The 20042-nt window shown below is 24.6% G+C and carries 18 protein-coding genes and 2 tRNA genes; 13 read left to right on the top strand and 7 right to left on the bottom strand.

Annotated features, from left to right (window positions below; translation table 11 throughout):
• The first annotated feature begins 148 nt into the window (after window positions 1-148).
• Window positions 149-1216 carry a M14 family zinc carboxypeptidase gene (locus H0H66_RS02985; RefSeq protein ID WP_317167869.1) on the top strand — a complete coding sequence of 356 codons (1068 nt, stop codon included), beginning with the start codon at window positions 149-151 and terminating at the stop codon, window positions 1214-1216.
• A 6-nt stretch (window positions 1217-1222) separates the two neighbouring features.
• On the opposite strand, the gene rpmH is transcribed toward H0H66_RS02985, so the two are convergent.
• The gene (rpmH, locus tag H0H66_RS02980; RefSeq protein ID WP_185857938.1) at window positions 1223-1372 is read right to left on the bottom strand and encodes a 50S ribosomal protein L34; all 150 of its coding nucleotides are present in this window, start codon (window positions 1370-1372) and stop codon (window positions 1223-1225) included.
• Window positions 1373-1682: 310 nt separating this feature from the next.
• Between rpmH and fabZ the strand changes: the two genes are divergently transcribed.
• The 7 genes from fabZ (at window position 1683) to gap (ending at window position 8026) form a co-directional block, all read left to right on the top strand.
• Window positions 1683-2996: a 3-hydroxyacyl-ACP dehydratase FabZ gene (fabZ, locus tag H0H66_RS02975; protein ID WP_185857937.1), complete on the top strand. Its 1314-nt coding sequence runs from the start codon at window positions 1683-1685 to the stop codon at window positions 2994-2996.
• A gap of 24 nt (window positions 2997-3020) precedes the next feature.
• Window positions 3021-3611 carry an elongation factor P gene (locus H0H66_RS02970; protein ID WP_185857936.1) on the top strand — a complete coding sequence of 197 codons (591 nt, stop codon included), beginning with the start codon at window positions 3021-3023 and terminating at the stop codon, window positions 3609-3611.
• Window positions 3612-3629: 18 nt separating this feature from the next.
• Entirely contained in the window at window positions 3630-4505 is an 876-nt protein-coding gene (sucD, locus tag H0H66_RS02965) for a succinate--CoA ligase subunit alpha (RefSeq protein ID WP_185857935.1), read from the top strand.
• A gap of 6 nt (window positions 4506-4511) precedes the next feature.
• On the top strand, window positions 4512-5099 hold the full coding sequence (gene pth, locus H0H66_RS02960) for an aminoacyl-tRNA hydrolase (protein WP_185857934.1): 588 nt from the start codon (window positions 4512-4514) through the stop codon (window positions 5097-5099).
• Window positions 5098-5170: transfer RNA gene (locus H0H66_RS02955), tRNA-Arg, on the top strand. Before pth ends, H0H66_RS02955 begins: the two co-directional genes overlap by 2 nt.
• 30 nt (window positions 5171-5200) lie before the next feature.
• A complete protein-coding gene (lepA, locus tag H0H66_RS02950) occupies window positions 5201-6991 on the top strand; it encodes a translation elongation factor 4 (protein WP_185858258.1) in 1791 nt (596 codons plus the stop codon).
• Between the two features lie 27 nt (window positions 6992-7018).
• Window positions 7019-8026 carry a type I glyceraldehyde-3-phosphate dehydrogenase gene (gene gap, locus H0H66_RS02945; protein WP_185857933.1) on the top strand — a complete coding sequence of 336 codons (1008 nt, stop codon included), beginning with the start codon at window positions 7019-7021 and terminating at the stop codon, window positions 8024-8026.
• A 4-nt stretch (window positions 8027-8030) separates the two neighbouring features.
• On the opposite strand, the gene H0H66_RS02940 is transcribed toward gap, so the two are convergent.
• On the bottom strand, window positions 8031-8465 hold the full coding sequence (locus H0H66_RS02940) for a type I restriction enzyme HsdR N-terminal domain-containing protein (RefSeq protein ID WP_185857932.1): 435 nt from the start codon (window positions 8463-8465) through the stop codon (window positions 8031-8033).
• Window positions 8466-8525: 60 nt separating this feature from the next.
• Here H0H66_RS02940 and trxB point away from each other — a divergent pair, with 60 nt between their 5' ends.
• Window positions 8526-9473 (top strand): thioredoxin-disulfide reductase, encoded by a 948-nt coding sequence (gene trxB, locus H0H66_RS02935; RefSeq protein ID WP_185857931.1) that lies wholly within the window; start codon window positions 8526-8528, stop codon window positions 9471-9473.
• Complete coding sequence (locus tag H0H66_RS02930; protein WP_185857930.1) at window positions 9466-10902, top strand: glycine--tRNA ligase; 1437 nt, start codon at window positions 9466-9468, stop codon at window positions 10900-10902. Before trxB ends, H0H66_RS02930 begins: the two co-directional genes overlap by 8 nt.
• Here the strand turns inward: H0H66_RS02930 and pheT are convergent.
• From pheT to H0H66_RS02915, 3 genes are all read right to left on the bottom strand, one after another.
• A complete protein-coding gene (gene pheT / locus H0H66_RS02925; RefSeq protein ID WP_238785055.1) occupies window positions 10890-12911 on the bottom strand; it encodes a phenylalanine--tRNA ligase subunit beta in 2022 nt (673 codons plus the stop codon). The genes H0H66_RS02930 and pheT overlap by 13 nt on opposite strands.
• A gap of 44 nt (window positions 12912-12955) precedes the next feature.
• Window positions 12956-14080, bottom strand: coding sequence for a DNA polymerase III subunit beta (locus H0H66_RS02920; protein WP_185857928.1), 1125 nt, complete (start codon window positions 14078-14080; stop codon window positions 12956-12958).
• 15 nt (window positions 14081-14095) lie between these two features.
• A tRNA-Met gene (locus tag H0H66_RS02915) sits at window positions 14096-14172 on the bottom strand.
• Between the two features lie 84 nt (window positions 14173-14256).
• Here H0H66_RS02915 and pdxH point away from each other — a divergent pair.
• Window positions 14257-14913, top strand: a complete 657-nt coding sequence (gene pdxH / locus H0H66_RS02910; RefSeq protein WP_185857927.1) for a pyridoxamine 5'-phosphate oxidase — start codon at window positions 14257-14259, stop codon at window positions 14911-14913.
• Window positions 14914-14979: 66 nt separating this feature from the next.
• Here the strand turns inward: pdxH and H0H66_RS02905 are convergent, their stop codons facing one another.
• Together H0H66_RS02905 and H0H66_RS02900 are read right to left on the bottom strand one after the other, a co-directional pair.
• Window positions 14980-15246 (bottom strand): HU family DNA-binding protein, encoded by a 267-nt coding sequence (locus H0H66_RS02905; protein ID WP_185857926.1) that lies wholly within the window; start codon window positions 15244-15246, stop codon window positions 14980-14982.
• Window positions 15247-15350: 104 nt separating this feature from the next.
• Window positions 15351-16136 carry a methionyl-tRNA formyltransferase gene (locus H0H66_RS02900; protein WP_238785073.1) on the bottom strand — a complete coding sequence of 262 codons (786 nt, stop codon included), beginning with the start codon at window positions 16134-16136 and terminating at the stop codon, window positions 15351-15353.
• 342 nt (window positions 16137-16478) lie between these two features.
• Here H0H66_RS02900 and H0H66_RS02895 point away from each other — a divergent pair, with 342 nt between their 5' ends.
• Both H0H66_RS02895 and secA read left to right on the top strand, forming a co-directional pair.
• Window positions 16479-16712 (top strand): DUF2795 domain-containing protein, encoded by a 234-nt coding sequence (locus tag H0H66_RS02895; RefSeq protein ID WP_012821710.1) that lies wholly within the window; start codon window positions 16479-16481, stop codon window positions 16710-16712.
• Between the two features lie 43 nt (window positions 16713-16755).
• Window positions 16756-20040, top strand: a complete 3285-nt coding sequence (gene secA / locus H0H66_RS02890; protein ID WP_185858257.1) for a preprotein translocase subunit SecA — start codon at window positions 16756-16758, stop codon at window positions 20038-20040.
• The last annotated feature ends 2 nt before the right edge of the window (window positions 20041-20042 follow it).

Here is a 20042-nt window from a genome sequence, read left to right as displayed (position 1 = left end):
TTTTATGAATAGTAGGATTTTTTAAGGTAAAATTAAAATTATTATGTCGCTTTTTAATATTATATCTATATTTCAGAATTATGAGTTTTTTAAGGATAAGAGTATTAGTCATTCAAAAATTTTTAGATATTCTGATCTATTGAAAGTTATGAATAGGTATAAAAATACATGCTCTATTATTTCTATAGGGTTATCAATAGAAAAAAGAAAAATTTTCAAAATAAAGTGGGGAATAGGAAAAATAAAGGTATTAATTTGGTCTCAAATGCATGGTAATGAGACGACTGGAACAAAATCTATGTTTGATGTTTTGGGTTTTTTTATAAAAAAAACCAATTGTGATTGGGTTCAATTTTTAAAAAAAAATTTAACCATTTTATTTATTCCTATGTTAAATCCGGATGGATCTGAAATATTTCAAAGGAGAAACGCTATAAATATAGATTTAAATCGAGATGCTATTCGTTTACAATCTCCAGAAATACAGATTCTATTTAAAGAAATAGAAAAAAATAAACCTAATATTTTATTTAATTTACATGATCAAAGATCTATTTATAATGTTGGAAATCAATATTTCAATCCTTCTATTTTATCTTTTTTATCACCTTCTATATCTAGAGAAAAAGATATTTTTTCTATAAGTAGAAAAAAATCTATGGGAATTATAAATTTTATAGTAAAGGAACTTTATAAAGTTTTACCTGATATTGGATCAATTGGAAGATTTTCTGATGAATTGTATCCTACAGCAACTGGAGATCGGTTACAAAAATTAGGGTATCCTTGTATTTTAATTGAATCAGGAAATCATCCCCAAGATTTTCATAAGGAAATTATTAGAAAATATACTGTATTATCTATTCTTTCTGGAATTTATTTTATTTCTTATAATAAAGGAGAAAATCTTGAAAAAGATTATAAATTTTATTTTTCTATTCCAAAAAATGAAATCATTTTATTAGATAAAATATATAGAAAAGTAGAAATACAAAAAAATAAAGATAAATTTTTAGTAGATATTGGATTAATGAATTTTGATAAATTTGATTTCATGAAAAAAAATATTTCTGTTTATAAAAAAATAGTAGATATAGGAGATTTATCCAATTTTTTTGCCTATGAAGAATCAATTGAAACAGGAAAAAAATTTTATGGAGAAAAAGGGGAGTCTTTTCCTAAAATTGGAAATATAGAAAATTTTAGAATTATATAATTAATTTCATTTTTTAAAATTAGAAACAGCGAGTCTCTTTCTTCCTTTTTTTCTTCTTCTAGATATTATTAAACGACCTGTTTTTGTATTCATTCGTTTCATGAATCCATGAACATTTATTTTTTTTCTATTTGAAGGTTGATAAGTTCTTTTCATATTTTAATTTCTTTTTTTTAACATGATCAAAATATTTTATGTCTTTTTTTTTCTACTATTTTTTTCTTTATTGATTTTTTTTGAGAGGTATATGAAAAAAAAAAACAAAATTAAAATACCAATAATAAAACCTATAAAAAATAAAGTAATCCGTTTTGAAAAATTCATGATATAATAACCATCACACGGTTTAAACATAAATTACATAAAGTTTTTATTTTTCTTGTATTTTTTTTTAAAATTTATATTATTTGGTTAAAAATTTAAAATTGATAAAGGATTAAATTATAATGTAAAATTGTATTATGATATGCTTGAAAAGCAAAAAACTATTGCAAAAAAATTTTCTTTACAAGGATTTGGTTTATATACTAGAAAAAAAGTAACTATTACTTTCAAACCTGCCCCAACCTATACAGGTTTTATTTTTGTTAGAACAGATATAAAAGAAAAACCATCTATCAAAGCTCATTATTCTTTTCTTATAAAAGAAAACATAGATAAAGGGATTATTTTAGAGAAAAATGGATTAAAAATTTACACTATTGAACATGTTCTAGCTGCTTTAACAGGTATGGATTTAGATAATGTAATTATAGAATTAAATAATATTGAAATTCCTATTATGGATGGTTCTTCTAAATTTTTTGTAGAAGCAATTCAAAAAGTAGGAATTATAGAACAGAATGAAATAAGAAAATATCATTCAATTACAAAAATTATTTCATATGAGAATAAAAAAACAGGAGGAGAAATTATAGTTTTGCCTTCTAAAAAATTTGAAATCATGATTGTTATAGAATATAATTCTAAATATTTTTCACAAAATGCAATTCTTAAAGATCTATATCAATTTCCAAAGTTGGCAAATTCAAAAATTTTTTATTGTATTCATGAAAAAAAAAAACAAAAAAAATTTTTGAAAATTAAAAAAAATTTCATGCATTCTTTATTTTATAATACATTTTTTGATCAAGATCATAAATTTAATGAAATAGCCAAACATATTCTTTTAGATATTATAGGTTTTTTAACCTTAATGGAAATTAAATTGAAAGGTAAATTCATTTTTCATAATCCAGATAATCATATTATTATGCAATTTTTAAAGGAATTAATGAATCAAATTCAAATATTGAAAAAAAAGAATATTCCTGAATTTGATTTAAAAAAGAAACCTCTTTTAGATATAAAAAGTATCATGAAAATCTTACCTCATAAACCTCCATTTCTTTTAGTGGATAAAATTATAGATTTAACCGAAAATAGTATTGTAGGAGTTAAAAATGTAACAATGAACGAATCTTTTTTCACAGGACATTTTCCTAAAGAACCAATTATGCCTGGTGTTTTACAAATAGAAGCTCTCGCACAAGTAGGTGGAATACTTGTATTAAATAAATTAAGTCATCCTGAATTATATTCTACCTATTTTTTAAAAATGGATAAAGTAAAATTTAAACATAAAATCATTCCTGGAGATATAATTATTTTTCAAGTTTATTTACTAGAATTTATGAAAAGAGGAATTGTTCACATGCAAGGGAAAGGTTATGTTAATAATAAACTTGTAGTCGAAGGGGAAGTTGTTGCGAAAATAGTTAAAAACTATGAAAAGTTATAAAAATTCTAATTCAACTTCATTCAAATGAATATCAAAAAAGGGTTATACATACAATGGAATAAAGAAATATTTAAAATTATTGATTTACTTCATGTGAAGCCAGGAAAAGGATATGCTTTTTTGAGGACAAAATTAAAAAATTTGGTAACAGGTCATGTTTTAGACAATAATTTTTCTGCAAAATATAAATTTTTAAAGGTTAAAATAGAATCTTACTCATATAAATATTTATATAAAGAAAAAAATATTTTTTATTTTATGAATGATAACACTTATAACCAAATACAAATAGAAGAAAAACTAATAAAAAACATAAATATAGAATTTTTAAAAGAAGGAATGAAAGTTTCTATTTTTTTTCATGTAAAAAATGAAAAAGAAAAAATTTTTTTATTTTTTAAAATGCCTTCCACAGTTTGTTTAAAAATTAAACATACAGAATCTGTAAAAAAAAGAGACACTATTAATAATACCAATAAAATTGTTATTTTAGAAACAGGTGCTAAATTATTAGCTCCTTCTTTTATCAAAATAGGAGATGTTGTCAAAATAAATACAGAAAATAGATCTTATATAGAAAGAGTCAAAAATAAAATTCAAAATGATTTGCCATAAAAAATTAATTTAAGAATTATGAGTATTTTGATAGATAAAAATATAAAAGTCCTTGTACAAGGATTAACTGGAAAAGAAGGGTTATTTCATACTGAACAAATGATAAATTACGGAACAACTATAATAGGAGGAATCACTCCAGGGAAAGGAGGAAAAATGTATTTAGGTGTTCCCATTTTCAATACTATTGAAGAAGCTGTAAATCATACAGGAGGAAATGTTAGCGTTATTTTTGTTCCTTCTGCTTTTGCTTATGATGCTATTTTGGAATCTATTTACATGAATATACAAATTATTGTATGTATAACAGAAGGAATTCCAGTTTCAGATATGATTCGGATTAAACATTTTTTGAAAGGAAAACAATCGCGTTTAATAGGACCTAATTGTCCTGGTATTATTTCTCCGGAAGAATCTAAAGTAGGAATAATGCCTAATTCAGTATTTAAAAAAAAAGGAAATGTAGGAATAATTTCTAGATCTGGAACTTTAACCTATGAAGCCGCCGACCAAATTGTAAAATGGGGTTATGGAATTTCTACTGCTATTGGTATAGGTGGAGATCCCATTATTGGAATGAATATAAAAGAAATTATGAAATTATTTTTACATGATTCAGAAACAGAATGTATTGTTATGATTGGAGAAATAGGAGGAAAACTAGAAATTGAAGCTTCTGAATGGGTAAAAAAATTAGAAAATAAAAAACCGGTAATAGGTTTTATTGCCGGACAAACTGCTCCAAAAGGAAGAACAATGGGACATGCTGGGGCTATTATAGAAAAAAAAATAGAAACAGCACAGGAAAAAATAAAAATAATGGAAAAAAATGGAATATATATTGTGAAATCTCCGGCTAATATAGGAAAAACTGTATATGAAGTTCTTCATTAAATTAAGATGAATATTTTACAAAAAAAAGAAAAATTTTTGATAATTGGATTAGGAAATCCAGGAAATTTATATAAAAAAACGAGACATAATTTGGGATTTATGATTTTAGATCAAATATCTAAAAAATATTTTTTTTCTTTTTCAAAGAAAAAATTAGGTCTTATTTCATCATTTATGTATGGGGATAAATTACTTTTTTTTTTAAAACCTTCTACTTATATGAATTATAGTGGGGTAGCTGTTAAATATTGGATGACAAAAGAAAAAATTATATTAAAAAATATTCTTGTCATATCTGATGACATTTATTTAGATTTTGGTAGTTTTCGTTTAAGAGGTCAAGGAGGAAGTGGAGGGCATAATGGTTTAAAGAATATAGAAAAAGAAATTGAAACATCTAATTATGCACGTCTTCGTTTTGGAATTAAAAAAAATAATTTTTTTTCTAAAAAAACAGATTCTTACGTTTTAGAAAATTGGAAAAATGAAGAGATTGATTATCTATTATTAAAATTGGATATAGGCATTAAAATAATATTTTCGTTTATAAAAAATGGATTACAAAAAACAATGAATATGTTCAATCGTCATTAACCTTGTAGTTTAATAGGATAGAATATAGGATTCCGATTTCTATGGTATGGGTTCGATTCCCATCAAGGTTATTTGGTTATTTTTAAACTCAATTAATCATGATTCATGATATTCGTAATTTTTGTATTATTGCACATATAGATCACGGAAAAAGTACGTTAGCTGATCGTTTATTAGAATTTACAAAAACAGTTTCAGGAAAAAAACGGAATCAGTTATTGGATGACATGGATTTAGAAAGAGAACGTGGAATTACCATTAAGAGTCATGCTGTTCAAATGGAATATAAATATAAGAACAAGGTATACATTCTTAATTTAATAGATACACCTGGACATGTTGATTTTTCATATGAAGTTTCTCGTTCTATAGAAGCTTGTGAAGGAGCTTTACTTGTTGTGGATTGTACGAAAAGTATTCAAGCGCAAACAATATCCAATCTTTCTTTAGCACTAAAAAATCACTTAGTGATTATTCCAATTTTAAATAAAATTGATTTATTAGATTTTACTCCTGAAAATGTCATGAAAGAAATTATGGAATTAGTAGGATGTAAAATAGATGATATTATTTCTGTTAGTGCAAAAAATGGAATAGGAATTAATAATGTTTTAAATCAAATAATTACACGTATTCCTCCCCCAACAGGAGACCCAAAAGCTCCTTTACAAGCCATTATTTTTGATTCTTTATATAATCCATTTAGAGGAATTGAAGCGTTATTTAGAATCAAAAATGGTTATATCCGAAAAGGACAAAAATTACAGTTTATGTCTACAGGAAAAGTTTATTGTGCTTATGAAATAGGGACATTGAAACTACAACGTGTTTCAAAAAATCAAATCAATACAGGAGATGTTGGCTATGTTGTATCGGGGATAAAAAATACAAGCGAAGTTAAAGTAGGAGACACCATAACAGATGCTCATAAACCAGCAGAAAAAGCAATACAAAAATTTAAAGAATTTAAACCTATGGTTTTTGCCAGTATTTATCCCGTAAATTCTGATCAATATGAAGAATTACGTTCTTCTATAGAAAAACTACAGTTAAATGATGCTGCATTTTCTTTTAGTTCTGAATCTTCTCCCGCATTAGGATTTGGTTTTCATTGTGGATTTTTAGGATTTCTTCATATGGAAATAGTAAAAGATCGTTTAGAACGGGAATATAATATTTCTGTCATTCTTACTATTCCTAATGTTTCTTATAGAATTTATAAAAATAATAATCAAGAAATTTTCATTAATAATCCTTCAGATTTTCCAGAAATAGAAAAATTAAAAAAAATAGAGGAACCATATGTTTTAGTTTCTATTATAACAAATGATAACTACATTGGAAATGTAATGTCATTATGTATTGAAAAACGAGGAATTATGATTGGAGATCATAATTATATGACTTCAAAAAGAATAAAAATTATGTTTGAAATGCCTTTATCCGAAATTATATTCGATTTCTATGATAAATTAAAAACTATTTCTAATGGATACGCTTCCTTTGATTACAATTTTATTGGATACAGAAATTCGGATTTAAAGAAAATAACTGTATTGATAAATTATGAAAAAATAGAACCTTTATCTCTTTTAGTTCATAAGACGAAAGCTTTGTTTTTAGCAAAAAAAATATGTCATGAATTATCTTTATTAATTCCTAAACATCAATTTAGTATTCCTATTCAAGTTTCTGTTTCTGGAAGAATTATAGCAAGAGAAACCATTAAAGCTTTAAGAAAAAATGTAACGGATAAATGTTATGGAGGTGATATTTCTAGAAAAAGAAAACTTTTGGAAAAACAAAAAAAAGGAAAGAAAAAAATGCGTCAAATAGGGAAAGTGGAAATTCCACCATCCGCTTTTATAACTTTTTTAAAAATTAAAAATTAATTTTATAACAATAAAAATTATTATAATATGTCGATCAAAATAGGAATTAATGGAATTGGAAGAATCGGAAAGTTAGTTTTATTATTATCTTTAAATAGAAATGATATTAAAATATTATCTATTAATGATTTAGTCTCTATAGAGTATTTAGCTTATATGTTAAAATATGATTCCATTCATGGTCTTTTTAAAGGAGATATTCGTATTGAAGACGAAAGTTATCTCATTTTGAATGGAAAACGAGTCCAGGTGACCCATGAAAAAAATCCTGAAAAATTAAATTGGAAAAATTCGAATATAGAATATGTCGTTGAATCGACTGGTTTATTTTTAACCAAAGATTTGGCTAATGCTCATTTGAGAGCAGGAGCTAAAAAAGTAGTTTTATCAGCTCCTCCTAAAGATGATATTCCTATGTTTGTTATGGGGGTTAATCATAAAGATATAAGAAAAGACCAAAATATTATATCTAACGCTTCTTGCACGACGAACTGTCTATCTCCAATTGTTAAAATATTAAATGATAATTTTGGAATATATGAAGGGTTGATGACGACAATACACGCTTCTACAGCAACTCAAAAAGTTGTTGATTCTGTTTCTTATAGAGATTGGAGAGGAGGAAGGTCTTCTTTAATCAACATCATTCCATCATCTACAGGTGCAGCTAATGCTGTTGGAAAAATTATACCCAGTTTAAATGGAAAATTAACAGGAATGGCTTTTAGAGTTCCTATTCCAGATGTCTCTGTTTTAGATTTTACAGTTAATCTTAAGACTAGTACTGATTTAGATCAAATTAAGTCCTGTATGAAAAAAGCTTCTGAAACTACGTTTAGAGGAATATTAGGATACACAGAAGACGCGGTTGTTTCATCCGATTTTATAGGAGATGAAAGAATTTCAATTTTTGATGCTAATTCTAGTATTATGTTAAATTCCAATTTTTTGAAAATAATTTCTTGGTACGATAATGAAGTAGGTTATTCCAGTAAATTATTGGATATGATTCATTATATGTCATCTTTGTCATAGTGAGTTATGGAATATGGTTTAAAAATGAAAATTTTTTTTTGTACTTATCAATTTTAAAAATAAAATTTTTTATTCCATTGCTTACCATTAAAAATGGAGCTTTAATAGTTTGATTATATATAGAAACTTGATCAAAGGTTTTTTGTGTAATAGGAATTTTTGGTGTTTTACATTCGATAAGTATGTGTGGTTTATTATTTTCTTGAACAAGTATATCCAATCGCTTGTTTAATTTATTGATTTTAAAAGGATATTCTACCCATATATTAGAATTGTTATAATTTTTTACTTTTTTTAATGAAAAAATTATATATTGTCGTATTACTTCTTCTTGAGTAAAAAGATAAAATTTTTCTCTAATTACGCAAAATATATGAGTTCTATTTTTTATGTCTTTTAAGTATAAATGTTTTTTTATAAAAAAATTTAAATCATACATTGTTATTATTAATTCTTTATAAAAAAATATGAGAATAAAAGAAAAATAATAAATATTCTTATGTTATTCAAAAAAAAAATACAAGATTGTGTCATCATTGGATCTGGACCAGCTGGTTATTCTTCCGCTATATATGCGGCGAGAGCTGATATGAATCCTATTTTGATTACCGGATTTCAACCAGGAGGACAGTTGACAACTACAACTGATGTTGATAATTATCTAGGATTTCCAGAAGGAATAAATGGAAATGATTTTATGAAAAATTGTAAAAAGCAAGCAGAACGGTTTAATACTAAAATAATTAATCAATCAGTCAATCATGTTATTTTATCGAATAAAAAGGGAGGAACACATCGTATTTTTTTGGATAAAAAAAAATGTATAGAAAGTAGAGGAATTATTGTAGCTACAGGTTCTCGTCCCAAATTGATAGGAATTAATAAAGAAAAAAAATTTATGGGATTAGGGGTTTCTTGTTGTGCTACTTGCGATGGTTTTTTTCATAAAGATAAAGATGTTGCTATAATAGGAGGCGGAGATACGGCTTTAGAAGAAGCAAATTATTTAGCCAAAATTTGTCAAAAAGTATATTTAATAGTTAGAAAAAATTATTTTAAAGCATCTAAAATTTTGCAATATCATATTTATAAAAAAAATAATATCAATATATTATTTTGTTCTAATGTAACAGAAATTATTGGAGATAGTTTTTTAGAAGGAATTAAAATTTTTAACAAAAAAAAAGGAACAACTCAAACCGTTTTTATTAGTGGTTTATTTATTGCCGTTGGTCACATTCCTAATACAGAAATTTTTCAAAATGAGTTGGAGTTGGATAAAAGAGGATATATTATTGTAAAAAAAGGAAAAACCATGACCAGTAAGCCTGGTGTTTTTGCAGCAGGAGATGTACAAGATCCTGATTATCGTCAGGCGATTACTTCTGCTGGGACTGGATGTATGGCGGCATTAGATTTGGAAAAATATTTATCTTTATATGAATAAATGTTTTTTTGATTTTTTAATCTCTCATGCAAAGATTTATGGTTTCATTTTTCCTTCCAGTGAAATTTATGGAGGATTAAATGCGATTTATGATTATGGACCACATGGAGTGGAGTTAAAAAATAATATAAAAGATTTTTGGTGGAAGTCAATGACTCAACTTTATGAGAATATAGTAGGAGTAGATTCTTCTATACTTATGCATTCTGATGTTTGGCATGCATCTGGTCATGTTGATAAATTTAACGAATTTTTAATTGATCATAAAGATTCTAAAAAAAGATATCGTCCTGAAATTTTAATTCAAGAATATGTAGAAAAAAATTATTTCAATGATCCTAAAAAAAAAGAAAAAACATTATCTCGTTTATATAGGTCTTTGGAAAAAAAGGATTTGACAGATATAAAAATTTTAATTGATGAATTGTGTATTTCGGATCCTGTTTTTAAAACGAAAAATTGGACAAAAATTCGTCATTTTAATATGATGTTCAAAATTGAAAATGAAAAAAATTTATATCTACGACCTGAAACAGCTCAAGGTATATTTACCAATTTTCATAATATCATAAAATCTAATAGAATGAAAATTCCATTTGGAATCGCACAAATAGGAAAATCATTTAGAAACGAAATTATTGCAAGAAGATTTTTATTTAGAATGCGGGAATTTGAACAAATGGAAATGCAATTTTTTATTCTTCCCGAAGAAGAAATAAAATGGTATGAGTACTGGAAAAAAAATAGATTAAAATGGCATTTGGAATTAAACATCGAATATAAAAAATATTACAAATTATGTAAACATGATCATTTAGCGCACTATGCCAATGCAGGATCGGATATAAAATTTAATTTTCCTTTTGGATTTCAAGAAATCGAAGGAATTCATTCTCGAAGAGATTTTGATTTAAAAAATCATGAATTTTTTTCTAAAAAAAAATTAAGAGTTTTTGAATTAAAAAAAAATTATATTCCTTATGTAATAGAAACATCTTTAGGATTAGATCGTCTTTTTTTAGTTCTATTTTATTCTTCCTTAAAAAAGGAAAAATTAAAAAATGGAACTATACGTATAGTATTAAAACTCCCTTATTATTTATCTCCAATTAAAGCTGCTATATTTCCATTAGTTAAAAAAGATGGATTACCAGAAATCGCAAAAAAAATATTTAATGATGTAAAAATTCATCATAAACTAGTTTATGATGAAAAAGAATCTATTGGAAAATTATATAGAAGACAAGATGCTATAGGTACTCCATTTTGTTTTACAGTAGATTATGATACCATCAAAACAGATACAGTAACTATGAGAAATAGAGACAGTTTGGATCAAAAAAGAATTCATATAAAAGAAATATCAAAAATTATAGAAAAAGAAACTGGATTAAAAAAAGTTTTAAAAAAATTGTCTTATTTCATATAATTTTTTTTTCTTACCTGAGCTTTTAATTCTTTATTCAAAAATAATTCAATTTCTTTCATTGAATTATTAATAATTCTATCAGTTAATGTTCCTTTTTGACTTTCAAAAAAGAAACTTACAGTATAAGATTTTTTTGAACTAGGTAAGTTGATTCCTTCATATAAATCATATATTTTAATTTTTTTAATTATATGATTTTCTTTTTTTTTGATTAATTGATTTATTTTTTCAAATGAAATAGTTTTATCTACCAAAATAGATAAATCCCTTCTTGAAGAAGGATATTTCGAAAACGGAATATAAATTATTTTTGTTTCTTGAATAATAGACACTAAATATTTCCAATCAATTTCTGCATAAAATATTTCATTTTTTTTTAAAATATTTTTTTTTAATTTTCCTATTTCGACTAAATTTTTATGATTATATAATATAGAAATCCCATTTTCCAATAATGGATGTTTAGAAAGTTCTTGAGTGTAATTATATATTCCACTTTTTTGAAAAATTTGTTCAATAATTCCTTTTAAAGAAAAAAAAGTAGAATTTTTATATTCTGTTTTTTTTTTTTGCGAAATTGTTATTCCAAGATAGGTTTTTTCTAAAAAAAAATTATTTTTTTTATAATATATTTTTCCTAATTCAAAAAATTTTATACTAGATTCAATTCTGTTATTATTATAATTATATTCTATACTATCTATCATACTGAATAATAAGCTAGAACGCATAAATTGATAATTTTGACTGACTGGATTCATAATCTTAATTTCTTCTCTATTAAAAAAATAATTTAATAAAGAAGAATATTTCGTTTTATTTATCATAGTCGAAGATATAATTTCTTGAAATCCATAACAAGCTAGTTGTTCAAAAAGAACTTTTTCTATTTCATATTCTGTTTTGTAAAAAACTTTCGGAAAAGTTGAAATTTTAATTTTTTTATTGGACATTGAAATTTTTTGAATTCCATAAATACGTAATATTTCCTCAATGACATCTATTTCTCTTTTAACATCTGTTCTGTAGGAAGGAACACTAATTAATAAATATTTATCATTTTCAGAATAAATTATTATTTCTAATAATGATAAAATTTTTTTTATTGTTTTTTTCGATATCTTTTTTCCTATAACATTTAGGATTTTACTATAACGAAGTTTTATTTTTGAAACAGATATAGGATTAGGATAAAAATCAATGATATCATAACATAATATTTTATTTTTTGTTATCTCTTTTATAAGAAAAGCGGTCCTTTTTAAAGCAAATATGGTTTGATTAGGATCTGTATCTTTTTCAAAAAGATGTTGTGTTTCTATAGAATATTTTTTTCTAATATTTCGTATAATAGTAGGATTAAAACAAGCACTTCCAATAAATATATTTTCAGTTTTAATATTTATGTTGGATTTGATATCATTGATGATTCCAGCTATAGATAATGGTTTAACAGCATCATAAATAACGATGTCTTCTTCATCAAGTTCTCTTATTTTTTTATCTGGAAATTTAAAATGTGTATTTTTTTCCGCATTTTTGATTACAATTTTTCTATCCTCTATTTTGTCCATATCAAAAATATGGATAGGTTGACCTAGTTCATACATAACAAAATGCATTATGTCTATAATATTATTTATAGATTTTATGCCTATAGATTTTAATATATAAGTTAACCAATATGGAGATGGTTCTATTTTTATTTTAGAAATAAACATTCCAGAATACCTGATACATTTTTCATGTTTTTCCACAAAAACCTGAATATAAGATTTTTGATGAAAACTATCTTCTATATTTACTACTGTTGGCTTTATCAAATCAAGTTTATATCCTCTAAATTTTAAAACAGTATATAAATCACGTGCAACTCCATAATGACTCATAGCATCCGTTCGATTAGGTGTAATTTCTATATCTAGAACAAAATCCTTGTTTATGTTATTAATTCCATTTACTGTTAATCCAATATCTGTTAATATATTGGATATTTCATTTTCATTCATGTTAAGAGGATATATGTATTTTTTCAGCCAATTCAATGATATTTTCATATTTTTATTGTAGACATGATCAATACAAAAATTGATTCTTCTTTTTTTTTATGATATAAAGGTTTGATAATTCCCATTTTATGATATAATTCAAAATAAACAAAATCTTCACCTAAAGAAGATAAAATTTCAATTAATAATTTAGAATTAAAACCTATTTGAAACTTTTTCAAGTCGTTGTAAACAACTTGACATTTTATTTTTGAAGTATAATTATTAATCGTATTTTGATTACAAATTTTTAATTTTTTATGATTAAAATGAAAATCAATAAAATTTTTTCTATTTTTTTCAAAAATGGAAACTCTTTTAATAGAATTGAGTAATAACAATTTATTAATAATGATAGAAATATGACATTTCTTGTTAGGGATAACGGAATGATAATCCGGATATTTTTCATTCATTATCGGACATGAAAAAATATGATCTTGAAAATAAAAAATAATATTTTTTTTATTACAAAATTCAATAATAATATTATTTTTTTTTTCATATTTTATGATATCCTTAATTATATTAAGATATTTTCGGGATATAGTAAATTGTACATTTTTATCTGTTTTAAAATTCTTTATAGTATATTTGACAAATCTATAAGTATCTGTTGATATGAAATTTGCTTCATGAGTAAAAAATTGAAAAAATACGCCATTTATAGGTTTTTGTTCTTCATTTTCCGTATAAAATAAAGTTTTATCTAATATTTTTAAAAATATATTGGAATATAAATGAATTTTTGTAAAAAAAGGTTGATTACATATTACAAAAATATTTTGATTTGAATCAAAATAAGTAGGGATTTCATAAACTCCCTGTTTAGAATAAATATTAAGTGTATTCTTTTGATTCTTGATAAAAAGTTTTTCATTTGAAAATGTGGTTAAAAGATCTATTAGAAATTGTATAGATACAGTAACATGTTCTTTGGAAGATCTTTTAACATTTATATTAACAGATGTATAAATTATATTTTTTGAATCTAATCCCCATATAATTTTTAATTTATTTTTTTTCGAAATTATAAAAGTAATTAAATTTGATAAATTATTAATACTTATAACTTTATATAAAGTATGTAGTTTCCTTAAAAAAGAGTAATTAGAAACAGAAAAATACATATCGATAGATACTATTGGTAGCGTGAGGGGGATTTGAACCCCCGACCTCTGGGTTATGAATCCAACGCTCTAACCAACTGAGCTATCACGCCTATGACTTTACCTAGGTTAGGTAAAACATAAAATCATCATTAATAAAGTTAGTATATTTTTGCTTTATATTAACATTTAATATTATGACTGTTAATTTGAGTAATTTTAGAAAAAATTATACAAGAAGTCCTTTATTAGAATCTAAAGCTCCAAAAAAACCTTTTCAGTTATTTGATGACTGGTTTCAACAGGAAAAATCATTTCATCAAAAAAAAGATAACGAAGAGATTAATGCTATGTCTATTTCTACTATAGGAGAAGATGGAGGTCCAGAAACTAGAGTTGTTTTATTAAAAGAATATTCAGAAAATGGATTTATTTTTTATACAAACTATTATAGTTTAAAAGGAATAGCTATTCAAAATACACCAAAAGTATGTATTTCTTTTTATTGGAAAAATATGGAAAGACAAATTATTATCAAAGGAATAACATCCAAAATACAAAGAAAAAAGTCAGATGAATATTTTCGTAATAGACCTAGAGAAAATCAAATTGGAAGTTGGGTTTCTCGACAAAGTATGATTATTTCATCGAAAGAATATTTATTGAAACAATATAAAAAATGGAATAATTTTTTTCATCAAAAAACAATTAAACGTCCTTTTTATTGGGGAGGATATATTGTGAAACCATACAAAATGGAATTTTGGCAAGGACAACCTAACAGACTTCATGATAGACTTGTTTATATTTTAGAAAAAGAAACAAAATGGATTTTATATCGATTATCTCCATGAAACCCATAAAACATGAAAAAGAGAGATAAAGTATGTCAATAAAAGCTTTATCTCTCTTGTTTAAAATCACAATTTTGTTAATTCTGCCCCTATTTTAAATTTAGCTACTTTTTTCCCTGGAATATGTATTTTTTTTCCTGTTCTAGGGTTGACTCCGTTTCTTGGATGTCTTTCTACTACAGAAAAGGTACCGAATCCAACGAGAGTAACTTTATCCCCTCTTTTTAGAGATTCAATTACTGTTTCAATAAATGCATCTGTAACATTTTTAGCTTTTATTTTTGTTATTCCAGTCTTTTCAGCTATTGAATTAACCAATTCCGTTTTGTTCATGAATAATTAATTTAATTTTAGTTAATTATAAAATTATTTTATAATTGACAATAAAAATAGCAAATATATATATATAAAGGATAGGATATATAATGAAAATTAGTTTATCGAACAAAAAGATTTTCTCTTACTTTCAATCCATGAATTAAATTTTTAATATGCATTCTTTTTTTTCCTTCTATTTGTCCTTCAATAATAAATATAAAACCTTCTTTTACGGAAATTTTCATTTCATGTGACGAAATGATAAATATTAAACCAATTGGAAAAGTATGTTTTTCTCGTTTTTTTTTAACAAAAAATATTTTAAATCTCACGAATTTTTTTTTATTAAAAAATAAAAAAGTCCATGCTGTAGGATAAGGACTTAATCCTCTAATTTTATTATATATAGATTCTATAGAAGGATTTTCCCATTGTATTCTGCAATCTTTAGTAGATATTTTAGGAGCATATTTTAATAAATAAAAATTAAGTTTATTTTGAGAAATAGGTTTAATTTTATTTTTTATAATGTATTCTAAAGTTTGAACGACTATAGAACCGCTAATCTTTTTTAATTTATTTTCCAATTCTCCTGCAGTTTCTTCTTTTCCTATTTGAATTTCTTTTTGCAAAAGAATTTTTCCAAAGTCTATTTTTTCTTCTATAAAAAAAGTAGTTAACCCCGTTTTATTTTCTCCGTTCATAATTGCCCAATTAATAGGAGCAGCTCCTCTATATTGTGGAAGAAGTGATGCATGTAAATTAAAAGACCCCATTTTGGGTAAATTCCATACTTCTTTAGGTAAAATTCGAAAAGAAACAACAATTTGTATATCGGGATTCCAAATTTTTAGAATCTCTAAAAAAGAATGATTTTTAAGATCTTTAGGTTGTAAAAAAGGAATATTATTTTCTAATGCATATATTTTTACAGGGGTAAATGCTTTTTTACCTTTTTTTCTAAAAAAAAAAAATTATCAGGACTTGTAATAATCCCTACAATGTTGTATTGTTTTATATATAATTCTTTTAAGGTATAAAGAGAAAAATGAGTTGAACCTATGAATACAATTCTGGGAAACTTTTTCATGTAATTTATTTGTAATTTAAATTCACTAATTTTATCTTGTAATTTTGTAAAAAAGTTCATTGATTTTTGAGAATCAAATATATAAAAATAAATATCATTTTTTTATTTTTTAATAATTAAAATATTTTTATTTTTTTAATAATTAAAATATCAATATATGTATTGGACTTTAGAATTAGCTTCTCATTTAGAAGATGCACCTTGGCCTGCTACAAAGGAAGAATTGATTGATTTTGCTATTCGTACTGGAGCTCCTTTAGAAGTAGTTGAAAATTTACAACAATTAGAAAATGGAGAAGGAGAAGTTTTTGAATCGATAGAAGATATATGGGCAGATTACCCACGTGATGATGAAGATTTTTATTGGAATAGAGATGAATATGAACTTTAAATTTTTTTTTTTTCTATGGTAGATTGATATATTTTTGAATTTAATGAGTTTTATTAGAAAAATTTTAAATAAGTTATTAGTAAATAAAAATGATAGAGACCTTAAAGAGGTTATAAAATTTTTGGTTCAAATCAGAAAAGAAGAGAATAAGATATTCTTATTATCTGACGATGAATTGAGAAATCAAACTCAAGATTTAAAAAAAATTATACAAAATTCTACAAAAAAGTTACATGAACAGGAAAAAAAATTTTTGAAAAAAATACAAGAAAAATTTTATCCTATTAGTATTTTAGAAAAAATATACTTAGATATAGAAAATATTAGAGAAGAATGTTACAAAATAGAACAAAAAGTATTGATAGATATTTTACCTCAAGCTTTTGCAATCATTAAAGAAACAGCAAGACGTTTAAAAGAAAAAAAACGACTTATAGTTCAATCTACTTCTTTTGATGAAGAGTTATCAAAAATAAAATCTTATGTTCATTTAGACGGAAATCAAGCAGTTTGGAAAAATAACTGGGATGCGTATGGAAAAAGCATAATTTGGGATATGGTTCATTATGATGTTCAGCTTATGGGAGGTGTGGTTTTACATCAAGGAAAAATAGCTGAAATGGCAACAGGAGAAGGTAAAACTTTTGTTGCGACTTTATCGGCTTATTTAAATGCTTTATCTGGAAGAGGTGTACATATTGTTACAGTTAATAATTATTTATCTAAAAGAGATACAAGTTGGATGGCTCCCTTAATGGAATTTCATGGTTTAAAAGTTGATTGTATTGATAATTATTCATCTTCTGATGTCATAATGCGTAAAAAAGCTTATCAAGCAGATATTACTTATGGAACCAATAATGAATTTGGTTTTGATTATTTACGTGATAATATGGCTTGTTCTAAAGATGAATTGGTTCAAAGAGAATTAAATTATGCCATCATAGATGAAATAGATTCTGTATTAATAGATGAAGCACGTACTCCTTTAATTATATCAGGACCTGTTGATCCTAAAAAAGATAATAAAGAAGAATTTGAATTATTCAAAGAAAAAGTCAAAATTTTAGTGAAAAAACAGAATCTGATAGTTAATAGTTTTTTGAATGAAGCAAAAAATTTAATCAAGAATGGAGATAAAAAATTAGGTGGATTTAAATTATTTCAAGCACATCGTGGGTTACCTAAGAAAAAATCTTTAATAAAATTTTTGAGTGAAAATAATACTCGTTTAATTTTACAAAAAACTGAAAGTCAGTATTATCAAGAATATGGAAGAGAGATGTATAAAGTGGATCAAGATCTTTATTTTGTGATTGATGAGAAAAATAATACTGTAGAATTAACAGATAAAGGAATTGAATTTTTATCAAAAAATGTGGAGGATGTAAGTTTTTTTGTTTTACCAGACGTTAATGTCGAATTAACGGAATTAGAAAAAAAAAATTTTTCAAAAGAAAAAGAAACGAAGGAAAAGGAAAATCTTTTGAAAAATTTTTATATCAAATCGCAAAGAATTCATACTATAAATCAATTACTTAAAGCTTTTACTTTATTTGAAAGGGATGTTGATTATGTTCTTTTGGATGGAAAAGTAAAAATAGTAGATGAACAAACGGGTCGTATTATGGAAGGAAGGCGTTATTCTGATGGATTACATCAAGCTATAGAAGCGAAAGAGAATGTTCAAATTGAATCTTCTAGTCAGACTTTTGCAACCATAACTTTACAAAATTACTTTAGAATGTATAGGAAAATATCTGGAATGACAGGAACAGCAGAAACAGAATCCGGAGAATTTTGGCATATTTATAAATTAGATGTCGTAGTAATTCCTACTCATAAAAAAATACAAAGAAAAGATTTACAAGATCTCGTTTTTAAAACAAAACGAGAAAAATATAATGCAGTTATAGAAAAAATTATTTTTTTATCCAAAAATGAAAAACGACCAGTTCTTGTTGGAACGACTTCTGTTGAAGTTTCGGAATTTTTAAGTAGAGCTTTAAAATTTATGAAAATACCACATAATGTTTTAAATGCAAAATTACATGAAAAAGAAGCAGAAATCATAGCAAAAGCAGGGTTATCTGGATCTGTTACTATAGCCACTAATATGGCGGGACGTGGAACAGATATTAAACTATCAAAAGAAGTTATTAAAAATGGAGGACTAGCTGTTTTAGGAACGGAAAGACATGATTCTAGGAGAATCGATAATCAATTAAGAGGAAGATCAGGACGTCAAGGAGATCCAGGTAGTTCTCAATTTTATGTGTCTTTAGAGGATAATTTAATTCGTTTATTTATAGATTCAGAAAGACTTTCTAAATTAATGGATAGATTTGGACATCAAGAAGGGGACATAATACAACATCCTTTGTTAACAAAATCTATTGAAAAAGCACAAAAAAAAATAGAAGATAATAATTTCAGTATACGAAAACGTTTATTAGATTATGATGATGTTATCAATAAACAAAGAGAGTTTATTTATAAAAAACGAAAAAATGCATTATGTGGAAGTGAATTAAGTTTAGATATTTCTAATATGGTTTATATTTTATTAGATGTTATGATTACTGTCAATAAATCTATCAATGATTTTAAAAATTTGGAATATGAATTTGTTCAAATTTTTGGAATCGAATTTCCTATACAAGAAGATCAATATCTATCTTACAAAGAACATGATTGTATCAATAAACTTCATGATATAATTATTAATTTTTATGAAAAAAAGAAGGGAAAAATAATTGATCATAATATCCAACCTATTTTATCAAATATTGTAGATAAAAATTTTGAATTTTATCAAATACGGGTCATTTTCACAGATGGATATCAAAACATAGTTATTGTATCAGATTTGAAAGAATTCTTTCATACAAAAGGAAAATCTTTATTATCAATGTTTGAAAAAAAGACTATATTATGTTTTATGGATGAAAAATGGAAAGAACATTTACGTGAAATGGATAGTTTGCGGTATTCTGTACAAAATGCTGTTTTTGAACAAAAAGATCCTCTGATTGTTTATAAACAAAATGCTTTCAATTTGTTTCAAGAAAGAATTTATGATATCAATAAAAGGATTATTTCTTTTTTACTTAAATCCATTATTATGAGAGGAGATATTTTGTTTTTTCCAAAAAAGAAAAATAATTTTAAAACAAATCTTTTGATGAAAGATAGAAAAAAATTAGGCAGAAATAACAGAATTAATATTCGTCATTTAATTACAGGAGAAAAAAAAAATATTAAATTTAAACAGATAGAATTTTTTTTAGAAAAAGGAGAATGGGTTATTGAGGATGATTCTTTTTAGAT

The sequence above is a fragment of the Blattabacterium cuenoti genome (assembly GCF_014251595.1).
Lineage (GTDB): Bacteria > Bacteroidota > Bacteroidia > Flavobacteriales > Blattabacteriaceae > Blattabacterium > Blattabacterium cuenoti_Q.
The sequence above is the reverse complement of the archived record's forward strand: the minus strand, read 5'-3'. Positions and strand labels throughout refer to the sequence as shown.